A 17,993-nucleotide genomic window follows, 5' to 3' on the forward strand; every position below is an offset into this window, starting at 1 on the left:
TAGGGTCTGTTGACATTTGCTGTGCAAAAAAAATAGCGAGAAAGTAAAATTTAATCGCCAAACCAAATCTACTCCTCGCTATGCCTCGTACAATGTTGACTGATCAACACTGGTCTAAGTTAGAAACTATTTTCCGTAATTTTCGTATTTATCTCAAACAAAATCTTCGTAATTTTATTGAAGCTATTCTTTATAGAATCCGTACAGGTTGCCCATGGCGGGATTTACCCGCCACTTTTGGAAAGCCAAACTCCATATTCAAGAAATTTTCTAGATGGTCGAAAGATAATAAGCTATTAAAAATATTTAAGTTAATTTCATCTGATGCTGACCTAGAGTGGATATTTATTGATGCTAGTCATGTGAGAGCTCATCAACATGCTACAGGAATTAAAAATCAGGCTATTTCAAAAAGTATCGGTGGAAACAGTTCTAAAATTCATTTGGCTGTTGATGCTCATGGGAACCCTGTTCAGTTTCTAATAGAGGATGGCACGACCCACGATGTAAAAGTGGCACCTAAATTAGTTGATAGCCTCTACCTAAACGAGACAGAAACTCTATGTGCAGATAAGGGTTATGACTCTGAATCCTTGAGAGAACAGATAGAAAATACGGGTACTCAAGCCAATATTCCTAAGAAATCCAATACACTATCAAATCATGATCATATGGATTGGTATTTATATAAAATCAGGCATTTAGTTGAGAATGCCTTTGCTAGATTAAAGCACTTTAGAGGCATTGCCACACGCTATGATAAGCTAAAGCAAAGCTATGAAAATTCTGTTGCCTTAGCTTGCATCTTTATTTGGTTACCATTATGAAATGTCAACAGCCCCTACTATCTTCTACTTTAATAAATTTTTCTTTACCCGTTACAACAATGGTATTCCCTTGCTGATAAGTCTTTAAAATATCGAAGTACTCAACCTTTAATGTCGTGAAGTTTGCTTGGAAAAATTGTTTTACACCTTCTTTTCCCTCAAAATGTAAAGATGGCAATTTTTGTGTACCATGGTGAATCCAAACTGAATCATCCGATACTGTTTCTACTGCTGCATCTACATTTTGCTCAGCAAAAGCTGCATACATTTTATCGAGTGTTATTTGTTCTGCTGTTCGGCTCATTTATTTACCTTTTTATCTGTTTTTAATGATGTAGTGAGCATACGATTTTTATACTTTTAAAAGCACTATCACGAGTGATAGTCTAATTTTTACCAATATTTAAGTACTGTTTTATTATTAACACTGAACATTTATAATTTAATGACTCCTCGTAGATAGCTTTTAATCTTCGCCCACCCATTATTATGCTTTAATATTCTTCTAATAATCTTAATTAATTGGGGGAATAAGTGGCTAAGTTTTTGAATACCAGTGCAACTAACTTTTTTTTAGAAGAGCTCATTAAAAATGCGAAAGAACGCCTTATTCTTATCAGTCCATATTTAAGATTAAATGATCGCATCAAAGAATTACTTGAAGATAAAAACCGACTAAAAATTGATATTCGTATTGTTTATGGCAAAAGTGACTTGCATCCAGATGAAATAAAATGGATGCAAAAATTAGATTATGTCCGCTTAAGTTTCTGTAAGAACTTACATGCAAAATGCTATTTAAATGAATCTGAATGCATTATTTCAAGCTTAAATCTTTATGAGTTTAGCCAAGTCAATAATAATGAAATGGGTATACTCGTTCGAAAATATGAAGACAATGATGTCTTTAAAGAAGCCTATGAAGAAGCTCAGCGCATTATTCGTATTAGTGATGAGGTTAGAATTACATTAGATGAAGTAAAAGCTGAAACAAGCGCTGATGAAGATATAGAAACAGAAAAGCAAACCGCTACTTTTGAAAAATTAACAACCTCTAAATTAGCGGCAAAACATAAATTGAAAACAACAGAACTATTAGAAAAGCTTGTCGAAAAAAATTTACTTACCCTAAATGAAAATGGAAAACACTACTTAACTGACTCAGGTAAAACCATTGGTGGTGAATTCAGAGCAAGTCAATATGGTGGCTATTTCCTATGGCCTGAAAATACTGAACTTTAATTTCCAATAATCCATAAAAAACCGTACAAATGTACGGTTTTTGATCATCTAAAAAATTAAACCACCAAATCGGCTAAATTACCTTTTTGCTCTAACCAATCTTTACGGTCACCCGAACGTTTTTTCGCAAGTAACTTATCTAACAAACCTGCGGTAAATTGCATATCGTCTAAATCAAGTTGAACCAAACGACGTGTATTCGGGTCTAATGTCGTTTCACGAAGCTGACTTGCGTTCATCTCACCCAAACCTTTAAATCGAGTAATTTGAGGATTCTTTGTTTTACACTTTTTCAAAATACCTTCAAGTTCAGCATCATCTAAAGCGTAATGAACTTCTTTTGCATCATCAATTCGGTACAACGGCGGCATAGCGACAAATAAATGCCCTTCTTCAACCAATGTCGGGAAATGCTTCACAAACAGCGCGCATAACAAAGTTGCAATGTGTAAACCATCCGAATCGGCATCGGCAAGAATACAAATTTTACCGTAACGAAGTTCTGAAAGATCATCACTGCCAGGGTCTACGCCAATCGCAATCGCAATATTATGAACTTCTTGAGATGCCAAAACCTCATCTGATGAAACTTCCCAAGTGTTTAAAATTTTGCCTCGAATTGGCATAATGGCTTGAAAGTTTTTATCACGTGCTTGTTTAGCAGAACCACCTGCAGAGTCACCTTCTACAATAAATAGTTCAGACTCTTCCAAAGTATGTCCCACACAATCGGACAATTTACCCGGAAGTGTTGGACCTGAAACAATCTTTTTACGCTCTACTTTTTTCGCTGCTTTTAAACGACGACCCGCTTTGCTAATCATCATTTCAGCCAATTGCATGGCAACTTCTGAATTCTGATTGAGCCATAATGCAAAAGCATCTTTGGCAATATTTTGTACAATACCTGAAGCTTCACGGCTCGAAAGTCTTTCTTTGGTTTGTCCTGAAAATTGTGGCTCTTGAAACTTTAAAGACAGAATGTAATTCACGCCATCCCAAACGTCTTCAGCAGAAAGTTTAAGATTACGTGGCAACAAATTACGTAGTTCACAAAATTCACGTATTGCATCTGTTACGCCCGAACGTAAGCCATTTACATGCGTACCACCTTGTGCTGTAGGAATTAAGTTCACGTAGCTTTCTTGAATACTTTCGCCACCTTCCACATTCCAACAAATGGCAAACTCAGCACTTGAACGGTCAGCTTCACCCGTTGCTACAAATGCAGGATGTGGAACAATTTCACGATCTTCCAATTCATCCATCAAATAGTCGACTAGACCATTTTCAAACTGCCAAACAATTTTTTCATCGTTAATTTGGTCTACATAAGTAATTTGTAAACCTGCAGCCAATACTGCTTTTGCTTTTAAATTATGCTTTAAGGCTTTTAGAGCAAATTTTGGTGAGTCAAAATATTTTGCTTCAGGCCAAAAATGAACACTCGTTCCGCTTGCACGTTTTGGTGCTTTTCCTTCTAAAACTTCAAGTGGCGCAACAGGTTCACCCTGTTCAAACGCCATTTTGTAAAGATTGCCTTGACGCTTCACTTCAACTTCTACACGGGTAGATAAGGCGTTTACCACCGAAATACCAACACCATGTAAACCACCTGAAAATTGGTAATTATCTGTACTAAATTTACCGCCTGCATGAAGCTTAGTCAGAATAATTTCAATACCGCTTTGCCCATATTCAGGATGAATATCGACAGGCATACCACGACCATTATCATCTACAGATAATGAACCATCTTTATAAACAGTTACCGTAATTTGGTTAGCATGACCTGCAAGTGCCTCATCGACAGCATTATCAATAACCTCTTGTGCCAAATGGTTTGGACGAGTGGTATCTGTGTACATGCCGGGACGACGGCGTACTGGATCTAAACCAGATAAAACTTCAAGTGATTGAGCCGTATATTGAGACACGTTGTACTATTTCCTTTATTTTATGCTGTCCGATAAAAACTGCAGTGCCATTGGGATTTTAGTTTTAAAATCATCCATTGCATGATTTCCATTGGATTCGCTAATGAGCAAAGACCGCTTATAATAGCGTTCTGCTTCACGATAATCCAAAACTTCATCGCCTTGTTGTAATAACACCAATATTTTGTCTGCATCTTGCACAAACGGTACAGCAAGTTGTTCTAAATCGATCAATTGAGCCTGATTTAAAGTCCATTTATCACAGACTTTGTACGGAATCTGCCCATCCCCAAATAAATCTTTAAACAGTTGCCATGGTCGCATAGCAGGATTAATTAAAACAGCAGGAACAGCAAACTTTGCGACCAACTGCGTCGCGTAAAATCCACCTAAACTGCTTCCAACAATTACAACATTGTCTAAACTCTTTATTAAACTTTCCATTTTTTTCATGACATCTAAAGGTGGCATGTTTAAATCTGGTAAATGAATCTGAATATTTTGTTGTTGTTCCACATAATCTTTCAACCACTGTCCTTTCATAGAGAGCGGTGTGCTTTGAAAACCATGTAAGTAAATAAGATTCATCAATTTTTTGCTTATTTCTTCAATTAACTTTAAACTATTTTATGTGATAATCATCACAAATGTTTAAATTTGTATTTTAAATATAATTGTCAGACAAAATAGCTCAAAAATAGTAATCGTGCCCTGTATTTTTAAAGTTGAGATAAAAAACCTCTCAAATTGTAGAAATTTATACCGCGATCATGACTAAAAATAAAGCGTTAATAAAATTATCACCTTATGAGGTGTCTAAATATGCCCAGTTTAACCCCCCTACATGAAACATATTGTAAATGGGATCGTACACCTCCAAGTCAAGCAGACTTATTGGAAGGGGTCGCTCAGGTTGTTAGCACACCATTTAATAACATAGCACGTGAACTGATTCAAACCATCCAACATGAAGTCATTTCAAGTGTTTTTGGCATAAGCCGAAAACAGTCGACTCAGTTAAAAAACAACTCAAATATTCAAAAATTTTATAAATATTCTTTCGATACGGTTCAAAACTACGGTAGCCAATATATTGCACCGGGTTTACGTCAAATTATTACCAAGTTTCCAACATTACATGCTTCACCATTAAGCCCTAAACAACATTATGTTGTTGGCGCCTTAAATGGCATTTGTGGTGATTATTTATTAGAACAGCATAATCCCATTGGTTTACCTATGGTCATTTATGATCACTATGGAAGCGTACAGAAAGGTGAGCTCACTGGACATGTTGTGTTATTTATACATGGTTTGTGTATGAACCATTTAGATTGGTCAAATCATCAGTTTGGCGGTATTGGTGAAAAACTCTTAGCACAACGTGACCATAACACCATGCTGTATTTAAATTACAACACAGGTCGTCGTATTTCATCGAATGGACGTAGCCTTGCAAATACATTAGAAGACCTAATTCAACGCAACCCCCAAATCACCAGTTTAAGTTTAATTGGACATAGTATGGGTGGGCTTGTTGCACGTAGCGCCTTATTTTATGCAAAGCAAAGCTTATACTCATGGCTTAATTTGACTGAAAATTTGGTGTGTATTGCATCACCTCATCATGGAGCTGCACTAGAACGTTTCGGTTTTAGTATTCAAAATAAACTCGGTCGATTTCCAATCGTCAAAATTTTTGGTCATTTATTTAATATTCGTAGCAATGGTATTTTAGATTTACGCCATGGAAGTATTCGAGATGATGATTGGGAGTACAATCATGCCCGAATTGGCTTTGTAGATGATCTAAGAAAGCCTGCTCCCCTACCTTCGCATATTCGAGCATATTTAATTGCGGGCTCTATTGAACGTGAAAAAAAGAATCCTAACTCTCGCCACCTTTTTGGTGATTATTTGGTAAGTATACAAAGTGCATTGGGTGAACATTCAAACCCACGTTTACAACTGAATGTAGCAGATTCACATAAAGCTATTTTTTATGGTCTAAATCATTTTCGGATTCATCACAACTCAAGTGTTGCCGAACAAATCGCTCTTTGGTTCTATCCATTTCAGCAAGAAGGTTCTGACGCTCAGGTTCATGAATATTTTATTAATTTAGATCACTATGAAGGTATTGCCTTAACCTAAAAATATATTAATAAAATCAGAATAAAAAAGGCCAGTTGGAACTGGCTTTTTTACATTTCTGAAAATAAGTGTCTTAAACATTAAGCAGGATATTTTCTAAATAGCTGCCACAAACTAACGAACGTTAAAACAACAAAAAATAGAAGTGACCAAACAGGTAAAGACTGTCCTAAAAATGTCCAATCAATAACAGCACACTCTCCAGAACCACTTAAAACCTGAGATAAAACAGATTTTAATGGAAGTGCATCAACTAAATAATCTAAACCAGGACCACAGCTTGGTACTTGATCTGGTGGCAAGTGTTGCAACCAAACATGCCTTGCAGCAACACCAGCAGACCATAAAATACCTAAGGATCCAAGCAATGCATAAACACGCTTCATAATATTTGAAGCTGGATTATGAAGAAATGCAATAAGTGAAATTACCCCTAAAGCAATTAAGCCTATGCGTTGAAATACGCATAGTGGGCAAGGCTCTAAACCTTGCACATGTTCTAAATATAAAGCGAATGCCATACCAATGACGCTCGCCAAAAATAAAAAACCACTCACGAAGCGATAACGACTCCAATTCATGGTAAATCCTCTTTAATTTTTATCGAAATTGAGAAAGATATTCCTCAAAGCTTTGAGTCGTATCTTGTTCCAGTTGTTCTTGCTTTTCTAAAGAAACTTGTGCAACTTCTTTGAAATAAGCCGATGTTTTTTTACTAAGCTGATGTTGCTCATAAGCTACCGCATGTTGTTGTGCTAAATAACTACCAAAGCTCCAAGTACCACCATATTCCACAGTATCTTCAATCATTTTGGCAGATAAAGTTTCATCGACTTCATTAATTCGAGCTTGCATCACTTGCAATGCTTTTGAATAAGTTTCCGTTTCGTAACTCGTATCTAATAACTCAGCAAATGTTTGCATCTTCTCTAGATACGTGCGGCTCCAATCTTCAATAAAATATGATTTTCCATTTTCCAAAATTGTCGCATTTGGTGCACGACCACGGTTCACGACTTCTGTTTGGTTTTTTTCAATCACATCTTGTTCTTGCTCGAGTAGTTCAGGGCTCTCTGAGAATAAACAATACAATGCTAAGACTTCTAAGAAGCCCGCTGTAGTTTCATCAATACCAATTGGACTATACGGATTCACATCTACTGCACGAAGTTCCACATAACCAATACCACGATTTGCCAATGCTTGAGATGGTGTTTCACCCTCTTTCGGCACTTGTTTTGGACGCACTAAACTGTAGTATTCGTTTTCAATTTGAAGAACGTGATCATTAATTTGTAGTGGTTTACCATCGGCATCATTTAAACCTAAATGGCTAAATGCCTTGTATGATGTTTTTACTGCTTTTTGTAAACCGTTTAAGTAATCAGGCAAATTATTGTAGTGAATACCTAATTGCTTTTGAGCAGAGTTTTGATAACCGAAACGCCCCATACGCAATGCTGTTGCATAAGGCAAATACAATGTTCCTTTCAATAACGGTAGCAATTGATGCTCACGTCCTGTCATAAAACATTTGCACACAGAAGGACTTGCACCCACCAAAAACATGACCAATGGCGTTAAACGAATAAAATTACGAATTAGACCCAAATAACGGTGACTACGATAATCTTGAGCGCTTAGTGCTTTTAGTTTTTCATCTACTTCATTTATTTGCAGTGCTTCAAATAATTGCTCAGGGAATGATAAATTATAATGAACCCCTGAAATCGTTTGCATACGGCGACCATAACGCACCCCTAAGCCACGGCGATATAAAGTTTTAAATAAACCAATATTTGATGTGCCGTATTGTGCTAAACGAATACTTTCATCGGAATCATCTAACATACATGGCATAGAAAGAGGCCATAACTTCTCACCATTTTCTAAATGCTGATGTGCAACAGCATGAATATCTGTTAAATAATCTAAAGTTTCTTGAATACTCTCTTTAGGAGGCGTAATAAACTCCATTAAAGCTTCAGAATAGTCCGTTGTAATGTGAGGATGCGTCAATGCCGAACCCAACGCCTTAGGATGTGATCCTTGAGAAAGGAAACCGTTACTTTGCATACGTAAAGTTTCACGTTCTATGCCACGCAACATCCCTTTGAATAGCGAAGATTCCACCCAAGTCGGTAATTGGTCTTGAGAGGTCGATTCAGGTTGACTCATTTCTATCTCGCTTTTGGAAGAAACTACATAAATAAAATCATAAGTTTATATCAATATACTGAGTTTGAGTTACTGCTTCATACAAGCTGTCTACTTTTCACCCAAAAAAAAGCATATATTTTTCGCAAATTTTTATCACAAACTTACCCTTTTAGACATATAAAATTTGTGTTTCTATACACTAATAAATGATAAAGAGTTATAAAAGTTATGAATTATCAAGAGATTTTAAATTTTTGGTTTAGTGAAAAAACTCAACCTCTTTGGTTCGCTAAAAGCGATGAATTTGATCAATCGATATTTAAAAATTTTAAAGATATTCATCAACAAGCTGCTCAATCAGAATTATGGCATTGGCGTGACACAGCAGAAGGGCGTTTGGCTGAAATTATTGTCTTAGACCAATTTTCACGTAATTTATATCGCGATTCAGCTCAAGCCTTTGCTCAAGATGCTTTAGCACTTGCACTTGCTCAAGAAGCAATTCGTTTAGGTTTAGACCAAAAACTATCTGAAGATTATCGCAAATTTTTGTATATGCCATTTATGCATAGTGAATCAAAAGTAATACATGAAGAAGCATTAAAACTATTTCAAGATTTAGGAAACCCGATTAACTTAGACTTCGAAATTAAGCATAAAGTGATTATTGACCGTTTTGGTCGTTACCCACATCGCAATGCCATTTTAGGTCGTGAATCGACTGCTGAAGAAATTGAGTTTTTAACACAACCCAATAGCAGTTTTTAACCCTCTCCCCTTGCTGTTTAACTATCCACCGAGGAGGTATAGCATGAAAAAAATACTCATTGGCTTAGCCCTAGCAACCACACTTACCATGACTGGTTGTGCGACATTATCAAGTAAACCACGTACATTCGATCAATTGGGTCTGTTTTCAAATACACAGCTCAATGCAAAAACATACCGCATTAGTTTTGTCGCAGACTCCAATATGAGTTATGGCACAGCAGAAGAAATCACCCTAGTGAAAGCGGCTCAAACAACTCTAAAAAATGGCTTCCAATTCTTTAAAGTCATGGATGATCCGAGTAACCGTTCACAAAAGCCACCTCGCCAAGCCGTGGTTTATCCAAATCCACCAATGTATGGTCCAGGTTTTTATCGTCGTCATCCTGCATTTTGGCATGATCCATTCTTCGACACTCCGCAAGTAGTCAATGTAGAACCTGCTCAAGTTTCTTATACAATTGAATGCTTTAAAGACCAAAAATCTGCGCCACAAGATGCATTTGATGCCAAACTCATCTTACAATCTTTAGGTCAGAAATATGGCTTGAGCGTAAATGGTGATGTCTTACAACCTGAACCACCTGCGTCTGCCAAATAACCTACGGAACATATATGGCTATACCAGATCGAGAAATTTCACCAAGCCTACAACGTAGTAAAAAATTTGCCACTTGGGCACTTTTAACTGCTGTTTTTATTTGGTTGGTGCTCATGGTGACTGCAAAATTAGTCCCCGAGTATGTCTGGCTCATCCACATTTTAATGCTCTCTGCTGAAGCAGGCGTTGTGGGTGGGCTTGCCGACTGGTATGCCATTACCGTGTTATTTCGTAATCCTTTTGGAAAAATGCCCATTCCTAAATTTTTACGTGATCACACCGAAATTATTCCTCGAAATAAAGCACGTATTGCAGAATCGATGGGTCGTTTTGTTCAAGAAAATTTTCTATCTCCACAAGTTGTAGAAAAAAGCCTGAGTAATACAGACCTTTCTTTGGCTGTAGGGAAATGGCTTGCTAACCCACAAAACAACATTCAAATTACACAGGCTATTCAACAAACTGCACCCAAAGTTTTTGAATTTATTGGGCAAGAACAAATCGCACATTTTATTCAATCGAACAGCGTGCAATGGGTCAAAAATACAGACATCAATTATTTAGCAAGTGAAATGCTGCGTGCTGTTTTAGAAAATGATTTCCACCAAGATGTTTTACAACGTGGTTTAGATGTTGCGCATGAATGGATGATTCAACATCCTGATCAAGTGCAAAGTTTGACCAAACAAATGTTTAAAGAAATTGGTGTATGGAAAATTGCTAAAGGTGCAAGTTTCTTTGGTTTAGATGTTCAACAACGCTCAATTGATTCTTTAGTACAAAAAATTGAAGCGATGTTGTCCGATGCCGATCATCCTTGGCGTATTAAAATTGAAGAACTTGGACAGCAACTGATGTTGCAACTGACCGACAAAAGTAGCCCTGCAAGTATCAAATTAAATGAAACTAAAAACTCATTACTCGAAAGCCCACAAGTCCTGAACTTTATTAGCGGTGCCGTGGTTATTTTATGTGATGCCATCAAAAGTGATTTAGAAAAATCGAATTCAGGAATTGCTGAGAATATTCGAATAGCTATTCAACAAGTCGGCGAAAATATTGTGTCTAATGATGCTGTTCGTCAGTTATTAAATGAAAAGTTAAGTGGCATCGCAATTAATTTATCTGATCAATACAGCGAAAAAGTCATTCGATTTATTAGTGAACGTATTCATGAATGGGACTCGAGTGAAATGATCGACAAAATTGAAAATGAAGTCGGTGGTGATTTGCACATGATTCGTGTAAATGGTGTTGTTGTTGGTGCATTTATTGGTTTGGCTTTAGGAATTATCCGCGCCCTTGTAGATGTACTTTTATAACGCTATTCAGTCAATTTTTTGATGTTTTCTGCAACTATTTAGAATACGTAATTCGTGCCGACCGTGCTATTTTTAGCCTTATGATTAACTTAACAGTTTAGTGCGGTCATGATCGAAATCCAATCCAAACTTCCTTCGCAAGGTGTCACCATTTTCAGTGTCATGTCTGCCCTTGCGCAACGCTTAAATGCCTTAAATTTATCTCAAGGATTTCCTGACTTTCCCGCACCATCTGCGTTATTAGAAGAACTCAGCCAAGCCACACTCAATGGTTTTAATCAATATTCATCAGGTGATGGATTACTTTCATTACGTGAACAAGTCGCAACTCAATTTTTAAATCGCGATCACCTTCAACTTGATCCTATTTCAGAAATTACGATTACACCAGGGGCAACCATTGGCATTTTCAGTGCCATACAAGCCATTGTACATGCAGGTGATGAAGTCATTATTTTTGATCCAAGTTATGACAGCTATGCACCAAGTATTCAATTAGTCGGGGCAACGCCTATTCATATTCCACTCAATGCTCCCACGTTTTCGGTCGACTGGAATCAAGTAAAAGACGCCATTTCTATAAAGACTAAAATGATTATTGTGAATACACCACATAATCCCACAGGAGCTATTTGGTCAAAGCAAGATTGGCTAGACTTAATTGAACTGATTCGAGACACCAATATTGTTGTTCTATCCGATGAGGTTTATGAGCATTTAATTTTTGATGGGCAACAACATTATTCTGCACTGTCATTTCCTGAGTTACGTCACCGTAGTTTTGTAGTCGGTTCTTTTGGAAAAACCTTTCATGTGACAGGTTGGAAAACAGGATATTGCATTGCTTCATCTGAATTAATGAAAGTGTTCCGACAAATTTATCAATTTGCCAATTTCTGCGGTGTAACACCCGTACAAGTTGCTCTTGCAAACTTCATGCAAAAGCATCCTGAACATATTTCGGAACTTGGCTCTTTTTACCAAAGCAAACGTGATTTATTTAATTCAGGCATCACCCAATCGCGTTTTAAATGGACACCATCTTTTGGGACATATTTCCAAAATTTAGACTACAGTAATATTCGTCCAGATTTGAATGATGTTGAAATGTGCCAATATTTGGCTGAAAAATATAAAATCGTATCGATTCCTGTATCTGTTTTTTATCAGAAAAAACCCCAAGATTTACGTCTTTTACGTTTTTGTTTTGCTAAAAAAGATGAAACGCTGATACGTGCAGGTGAAATCTTATCAAGTATCTAAACATCAACAAAAAATATCTATAAAATTAAGCCTTTGTTACTGAACAACTAAGGCTTTTTTTCTCAAATTCGGCTACTGTTACAACTCAATCACAATCATAAAAATACCGAGAGCCCACTTTTTCATGTCCAAAACTCAGCAAACTTTAGTCACTCAGCCCAATTTATGGAAAACTTTTTTAGTTTTTCTATTGCCCCTTATTATGACTAATATCTTGCAAAATCTTTCGGGCACAATTAACACGATTTTTGTGGGGCAAATGCTTGGTGTTCATGCCATTGCGGCTGTTGCTGTATTTTTTCCAATTCTATTTTGTCTACTTGCCTTTGTGATTGGCTTATCTTCAGGTGCAACCGTACTTGTTGGACAAGCTTGGGGAGCACAAAATATTGAAAAAGTAAAAAATGTCGTTGGTTCTACCTTATATATGACCCTTATAGGTGGAACAGCCATCGCCATTTTAGGTGTTATTTTTGCCAAGCATATTTTACTTGGTTTAGGTCTTGATGATGATGTTATGCATCTTTCATTGCCTTATGTTCAATGGATGCTTGCAGGTAGCCCACTACTCTTTATTTATATTGTATATACCTCTATTTTACGTGGTGTTGGTGATAGTAAAACTCCTCTTTATGCCTCTACTATGTCTATTGGCGTTGGTATTATCACAACACCTATACTTATTGGTGGTTATTTGGGTTTCCCAAAATTAGGAACGCTAGCACCTGCAATTGCAACGAACTTAGGCATGTTCACTGTTCTCATCTTTTTGACGGTTTATCTCAACAAAATAGACCATCCATTAAAACCAGACTTAAAACTTATTAAAAGCATTCGCCATCACCGTCAACTTAGTAAAGTGATCCTTAAACTGGGTATTCCCACAGGTATTCAAATGATTACAACCTCTGTTGCGGGCTTAGTTATTGTGGGTTTAGTCAATCGTTATGGTGCAGATGCAACAGCAGCCTATGGTGCTGTAAATCAGGTTTTAAATTATATTCAATTCCCCGCACTTTCTATTGCAATAGCAGCATCCATTTTTGGTGCTCAAGCAATTGGTGCAGGTCGTTCAGAGTTATTATCTAAAGTCACAAAAACCGCTTTAGGTATGAATATTTTATTTACGGGAAGTTTGGTCATTTTGGCTTATTTGTTCTCTAAATATTTAATGGCGCTATTTATCACCGATCCAAATGTTGTCGTGTTAGGTCAGCAGTTACTCTTTATTGTGCTGTGGTCTATTTTATTCTTTGGTGCAAGTGCCATTTTTGCTTCAGTTATGCGCGCAAGCGGTACAGTGAATATTCCCATGATTATTAATGTTATCGCAATTGTTGCAATTGAAATTCCAGCTGCCTATATGTTTAGTGAGTTATGGGGGCTCAAAGGTATTTGGTACGGCTATGCACTTGCATTTGTGTGTCTATGTTTCATGCAGGGTTTGTATTATCAATTTGTTTGGAAAAAGAAAGCTATTCGTGCCCTCATCTAATTTCACATGAATATAAAGATAAACCTATAATTCCATATTTGTTATAAGGTTTTATTTTTATCTTATTTTTCATTCATATTTAGAGTTGCTATAAACCTATTCATAAATTAAAAATGTATAGGTTTCCTCATGACAAAACGACAAATAAAACTAGGCGCATTTATTCCAACAACATCACAACATGCAGCAGGTTGGCGCCATCCAGAAGCTCGACCACAAGAACATTTAAGCCTTGACTATGCCATTGAACTTGCAAAAACTGCTGAGAAAGGCTTATTTGATGCCTACTTTTTAGCAGATGGTTTATCTGTAAATTGGAGCCATGGATCTTCAAAAAATTCGAACACCATAGGTTATACAGACAAAGCTGTTGGCTTTGAACCTGTGACATTATTTGCAGCCATTTCTGCTGTCACTCAAAATATCGGTTTTATTGCTACAGCATCCACCACTTATGAAGATCCATATTTACTTGCACGTAAATTTGCATCTTTAGATCATATTAGCAAAGGCCGTGCTGGATGGAATGTTGTAACAACTGGTGCAGCAGATACTGCTCGAAATTTTAATATTGACAGACACCCTGACCCTGCTTCACGTTATGAACGTGCTGAGGAATTTATTGAAGTTACTCAAAAACTTTGGGACTCATGGGAAGACGATGCTTTCAAATACAATAAAGAAACAGGACAGTTCTTTGAGGTTTCACAAAGCCACGAACCATTGCATAGCGGCAAATATTTTAATGTTCAAGGTGCTTTGAATGTGCCACGGCCACCACAAGGCTATCCTGTAATTGTACAAGCAGGTCAATCTGAAGCTGGTCGTGAACTTGCCGCAAAATACGCAGAAGTCATTTTTACGTCCCAACAAAGTTTAGAAGATGCTCAAGCTTTTTATCGTGATGTAAAAGGTCGTTTAGTAAAATATGGTCGCCATGCCGATGACATTAAAATCATGCCTGGCGTTTCGATTTTTGTTGCAAAAACTGAAGAAGAAGCTCAAGCCAAATATGACCTTTTAAATAGTTTAATTTTACCCGATGTTGGTCTGGGCTTACTTTCAGGATTATCGGGCGGTATCGACTTATCTAAATATGATTTAGATGCCCCCTTCCCTAAAATTAGTGATGCCGACTTAACTTTCTCAAGCCGTCAACAGCTCATGATTGATATTGCTAAAGCGCATAATTTTACCATTCGTCAACTTTATGAATATATCGCTTCGGCACGTGGTCACTGGACGCTAATTGGTACACCTGAACAAGTCGTTGACCAACTACAAACATGGTTTGAAAATGAAGCTGCTGATGGCTTTAATGTACTACCACCATCTACGCCTGCAGGCTTAAATGATTTTGTTGAATTTATAGTGCCTGAATTACAACGTCGAGGTCTGTTCCGTACAGAGTATGAAGGCACAACTTTACGTGAGAATTTAGGTCTAAAACGTCCTGAAAATCAGTATGTCATTGCAAATCATCTGCAAAATATCGAAGCATCTTAATTTATTTAAATCATTCAAAAAAAGCCTGTACATGCAGGCTTTTTATTTTCTAATTTTAATTATTTTTTAGATTTACTCGCAAATTCAATGACCTTTTGATAGCCCGTTGGAAGTAAGCGTTGAAGTAAATCTAAGACTTTTGCATCATTACCAATAAGTAAACGACGCTTATCTTTTTTTACCGCTTCTAAAATTTGGCGTGCTGCTTCTTCAGGTGGACAACGTAATAATTTATTAAATGACTTTGTCGATTTATCAGGATTAATGCCCAAAGTTCTCAGGCTATCATTCTTTCGTGCTGAATTGGCAATATTGGTTCGAATACCACCTGGATGAACACATAGTGCACTTACACCACTATTTTCCATATCCAATTCTTGACGCAATGATTCTGTAAAACCGCGTACCGCAAATTTTGTTGCATTATATGCAGATTGTGTCGGCTGTGCCGTTAGACCAAATAGACTAGAAATATTAACAATATGACCATCGCCTGTTTGCTTAATCAATGGTAAAAACTCTTTAGTGCCATACACTACCCCCCAAAAATTAATATTTACAATCCACTCAAGCTCTTCATACGATGCACCTTCAACAGTGGATGCCAAAGCTACACCAGCATTGTTGAAAATCATATTCACAGAACCGTGATCTTTCACCGTTTCTTCTGCCCACTCTTTCACTGCAATACGGTCAGACACATCTAATTTTTTAATCGTGATCCGCACATCACTTTCTTTGAGCTTTTCAACTGTTTCAATTAAGCCTTGCTCATTTACATCGCTTAAAGATAAATGACATCCCTCTTTTGCCAATAAAATTGCAAGCTGTTGACCAATACCTGAACCTGCACCTGTAATAGCTGCCACTTTGTTTTTAAAATTTTTCATTACTTATCCTTTAAGCTAAGCTTAAGCAGTAGAGATCTCATATATTTTTCAATTTTAAATATAGTATTCTGAAATCATCAGTATGCTTAAATATATTTGTGACAATATGTATTGTCAATTTTATATTTATATTGTGAAACTTGAATTTTGTTCCATATTACAAGTCATATCTCTATAATTTTTTCATCACTTTATTGATCAATCCTATGACTGAAATAACACTTGCTTCTTCAAAAAATAATGTAGATAAAGAACGTCAATTCAAAGGCATATCTCTTTCAGAACGAAAAGCAATTAGATATGAAAAACTAATTCAAGCTGGAATTAAAATTTATGGAACACGCGGTTTCTTCGCCACAACAGTAAAAGATATTTGTTTAGAAGCGAAATTAACTGAACGCTACTTCTATGAATCATTTAAAAAAAGCGAACAGCTTTTTCAAGCTATTTTTTTAAAACTAATTGATGAATTACAAAAAAATATCAAACAAGCAACTGCTACGAATATCGGTGACTCCAAAGCGATGATAGAAGCCTCACTCAGTGCTTTTCTCGACACGCTTTATCAAAATCCTCACATGGCACGTATTATTTATATTGATGCTTTACTTGTGCAAGACCTGCACAAACAATCAACCATACATGACACAATGACGCGCTTTGACCAAATGATTCAACCGCTTTTAACATCAACAAAATGCAATAATGAGCAAACAAAAAATGAAATTTCACTCATTGCTTCAGGCCTAAATGGTTATGTGACTCAAATTGCGATTCGTTGGGTCATGAACAATTTTCAGCAACCAAAGGACGAAGTTTTATCCGCATGTTTATGGCCATTTTTAGCATTGGTTACAAAAAAAGTAGAATAAAAACATAATTTTTTAGATAATGTAACTTTATATTTCAATTGAAGTTTAATGTCTAAAATACTGTCATATCGGTGCTTTCAGACTTTAATTTCGTCATAAAACTATCAAAAAAATGTCACATTTTCATTTTAGAATTGTCATATTTTCTATTTTGCAATGATACTGTCATAATTAATCTTTGTAATAAGCCTGTCATAAATACAAAAACGGACAACCGTTTATATTAATAGGGTATTGCGCTGTGAAAGATGACTACATTTTAATTGTTGATGATGAGCTCCCGATTCGGGAAATGATCCATACTGCTTTAGATATGGCAGGTTTTAATTGTCTACAAGCTGAAGATGCTCGCCAAGCGCATCAAATGATTGTCGATCAACGCCCTTCTTTAGTCTTGTTAGATTGGATGATGCCTGGTGGTGTAAGTGGTGTCGATCTATGTCGCCGCTTGAAAAAAGATGAAAGTTTGTCTGAAATTCCAGTCATCATGCTCACTGCTCGTGGTGAAGAAGACCATAAAGTTCAAGGTCTAGACGCTGGCGCAGATGACTATATGACGAAACCTTTTTCTACACGTGAATTGGTCTCTCGCATTAAAGCTGTGCTTCGTCGCTCTAATGCTTTAAGTGGAGAAAAATCAATTGATGCCAATGGTTTACTACTAGATCCTATTAGCCAACGTGTTAGTTTTGGTCCTCATATTTTAGAAATGGGTCCAACAGAATATCGTCTTTTAGCATTCTTCATGACACATCCTGAACGTGCATATACACGTGCTCAACTTCTTGATCAAGTATGGGGTGGAAACGTATATATTGAAGATCGTACAATTGACGTTCATATTCGCCGTTTACGTAAAGTTCTAGAACCTTTTGGTGCAGATCGTTATGTCCAAACTGTTCGTGGAACAGGCTACCGTTTTTCTACGCGAGCAGATGTCGCATTAGGTTAATTAT

Annotated in this window: 17 protein-coding genes; 11 read left to right on the forward strand and 6 right to left on the reverse strand. The window is 36.6% G+C overall.

Annotation, left to right across the window (positions count from 1 at the left end):
* Window positions 1-80 precede the first annotated feature (80 nt).
* On the forward strand, window positions 81-827 hold the full coding sequence (locus tag AC5YDH_RS08545) for an IS5 family transposase (RefSeq protein WP_496116939.1): 747 nt from the start codon (window positions 81-83) through the stop codon (window positions 825-827).
* A 4-nt stretch (window positions 828-831) separates the two neighbouring features.
* Here the strand turns inward: AC5YDH_RS08545 and AC5YDH_RS08550 are convergent, their stop codons facing one another.
* The gene (locus AC5YDH_RS08550) at window positions 832-1,131 is read right to left on the reverse strand and encodes a nuclear transport factor 2 family protein (protein WP_496118557.1); all 300 of its coding nucleotides are present in this window, start codon (window positions 1,129-1,131) and stop codon (window positions 832-834) included.
* 230 nt (window positions 1,132-1,361) lie between these two features.
* On the opposite strand from AC5YDH_RS08550, the gene AC5YDH_RS08555 reads away from it, so the two are divergent.
* On the forward strand, window positions 1,362-2,069 hold the full coding sequence (locus tag AC5YDH_RS08555; protein ID WP_496118559.1) for a phospholipase D family protein: 708 nt from the start codon (window positions 1,362-1,364) through the stop codon (window positions 2,067-2,069).
* 56 nt (window positions 2,070-2,125) lie between these two features.
* Here the strand turns inward: AC5YDH_RS08555 and parE are convergent, their stop codons facing one another.
* Window positions 2,126-4,006 carry a DNA topoisomerase IV subunit B gene (gene parE, locus AC5YDH_RS08560; protein ID WP_496118561.1) on the reverse strand — a complete coding sequence of 627 codons (1,881 nt, stop codon included), beginning with the start codon at window positions 4,004-4,006 and terminating at the stop codon, window positions 2,126-2,128.
* A gap of 15 nt (window positions 4,007-4,021) precedes the next feature.
* The gene (locus tag AC5YDH_RS08565) at window positions 4,022-4,594 is read right to left on the reverse strand and encodes a YqiA/YcfP family alpha/beta fold hydrolase (RefSeq protein ID WP_496118562.1); all 573 of its coding nucleotides are present in this window, start codon (window positions 4,592-4,594) and stop codon (window positions 4,022-4,024) included.
* Between the two features lie 234 nt (window positions 4,595-4,828).
* Here AC5YDH_RS08565 and AC5YDH_RS08570 point away from each other — a divergent pair, with 234 nt between their 5' ends.
* Window positions 4,829-6,160, forward strand: a complete 1,332-nt coding sequence (locus AC5YDH_RS08570; RefSeq protein WP_496118563.1) for an alpha/beta fold hydrolase — start codon at window positions 4,829-4,831, stop codon at window positions 6,158-6,160.
* An 80-nt stretch (window positions 6,161-6,240) separates the two neighbouring features.
* Here the strand turns inward: AC5YDH_RS08570 and AC5YDH_RS08575 are convergent, their stop codons facing one another.
* On the reverse strand, window positions 6,241-6,741 hold the full coding sequence (locus AC5YDH_RS08575; protein ID WP_496118564.1) for a disulfide bond formation protein B: 501 nt from the start codon (window positions 6,739-6,741) through the stop codon (window positions 6,241-6,243).
* Window positions 6,742-6,760: 19 nt separating this feature from the next.
* A complete protein-coding gene (gene gshA, locus AC5YDH_RS08580; RefSeq protein ID WP_496118565.1) occupies window positions 6,761-8,338 on the reverse strand; it encodes a glutamate--cysteine ligase in 1,578 nt (525 codons plus the stop codon).
* A 210-nt stretch (window positions 8,339-8,548) separates the two neighbouring features.
* On the opposite strand from gshA, the gene AC5YDH_RS08585 reads away from it, so the two are divergent.
* The 6 genes from AC5YDH_RS08585 (at window position 8,549) to AC5YDH_RS08610 (ending at window position 15,275) form a co-directional block, all read left to right on the forward strand.
* Window positions 8,549-9,088 (forward strand): DUF924 family protein, encoded by a 540-nt coding sequence (locus tag AC5YDH_RS08585; RefSeq protein ID WP_496118566.1) that lies wholly within the window; start codon window positions 8,549-8,551, stop codon window positions 9,086-9,088.
* 43 nt (window positions 9,089-9,131) lie between these two features.
* Window positions 9,132-9,689, forward strand: a complete 558-nt coding sequence (locus AC5YDH_RS08590) for a CC0125/CC1285 family lipoprotein (protein WP_496118567.1) — start codon at window positions 9,132-9,134, stop codon at window positions 9,687-9,689.
* A gap of 14 nt (window positions 9,690-9,703) precedes the next feature.
* Window positions 9,704-11,011: a DUF445 domain-containing protein gene (locus AC5YDH_RS08595; protein WP_496118569.1), complete on the forward strand. Its 1,308-nt coding sequence runs from the start codon at window positions 9,704-9,706 to the stop codon at window positions 11,009-11,011.
* A 108-nt stretch (window positions 11,012-11,119) separates the two neighbouring features.
* Window positions 11,120-12,274 carry a methionine aminotransferase gene (locus tag AC5YDH_RS08600; RefSeq protein ID WP_496118571.1) on the forward strand — a complete coding sequence of 385 codons (1,155 nt, stop codon included), beginning with the start codon at window positions 11,120-11,122 and terminating at the stop codon, window positions 12,272-12,274.
* 124 nt (window positions 12,275-12,398) lie between these two features.
* Window positions 12,399-13,769, forward strand: coding sequence for an MATE family efflux transporter (locus AC5YDH_RS08605; protein ID WP_496118573.1), 1,371 nt, complete (start codon window positions 12,399-12,401; stop codon window positions 13,767-13,769).
* A gap of 129 nt (window positions 13,770-13,898) precedes the next feature.
* Window positions 13,899-15,275 carry an LLM class flavin-dependent oxidoreductase gene (locus tag AC5YDH_RS08610; RefSeq protein WP_496118575.1) on the forward strand — a complete coding sequence of 459 codons (1,377 nt, stop codon included), beginning with the start codon at window positions 13,899-13,901 and terminating at the stop codon, window positions 15,273-15,275.
* A 59-nt stretch (window positions 15,276-15,334) separates the two neighbouring features.
* On the opposite strand, the gene AC5YDH_RS08615 is transcribed toward AC5YDH_RS08610, so the two are convergent.
* Window positions 15,335-16,165: an SDR family NAD(P)-dependent oxidoreductase gene (locus AC5YDH_RS08615; protein ID WP_496118577.1), complete on the reverse strand. Its 831-nt coding sequence runs from the start codon at window positions 16,163-16,165 to the stop codon at window positions 15,335-15,337.
* Window positions 16,166-16,371: 206 nt separating this feature from the next.
* Here AC5YDH_RS08615 and AC5YDH_RS08620 point away from each other — a divergent pair, with 206 nt between their 5' ends.
* Window positions 16,372-17,037 carry a TetR/AcrR family transcriptional regulator gene (locus AC5YDH_RS08620; protein WP_496118579.1) on the forward strand — a complete coding sequence of 222 codons (666 nt, stop codon included), beginning with the start codon at window positions 16,372-16,374 and terminating at the stop codon, window positions 17,035-17,037.
* A gap of 241 nt (window positions 17,038-17,278) precedes the next feature.
* A complete protein-coding gene (gene phoB / locus AC5YDH_RS08625; protein WP_496118581.1) occupies window positions 17,279-17,989 on the forward strand; it encodes a phosphate regulon transcriptional regulator PhoB in 711 nt (236 codons plus the stop codon).
* The last annotated feature ends 4 nt before the right edge of the window (window positions 17,990-17,993 follow it).

It is taken from the genome of Acinetobacter sp. FY683 (genome assembly GCF_059515885.1).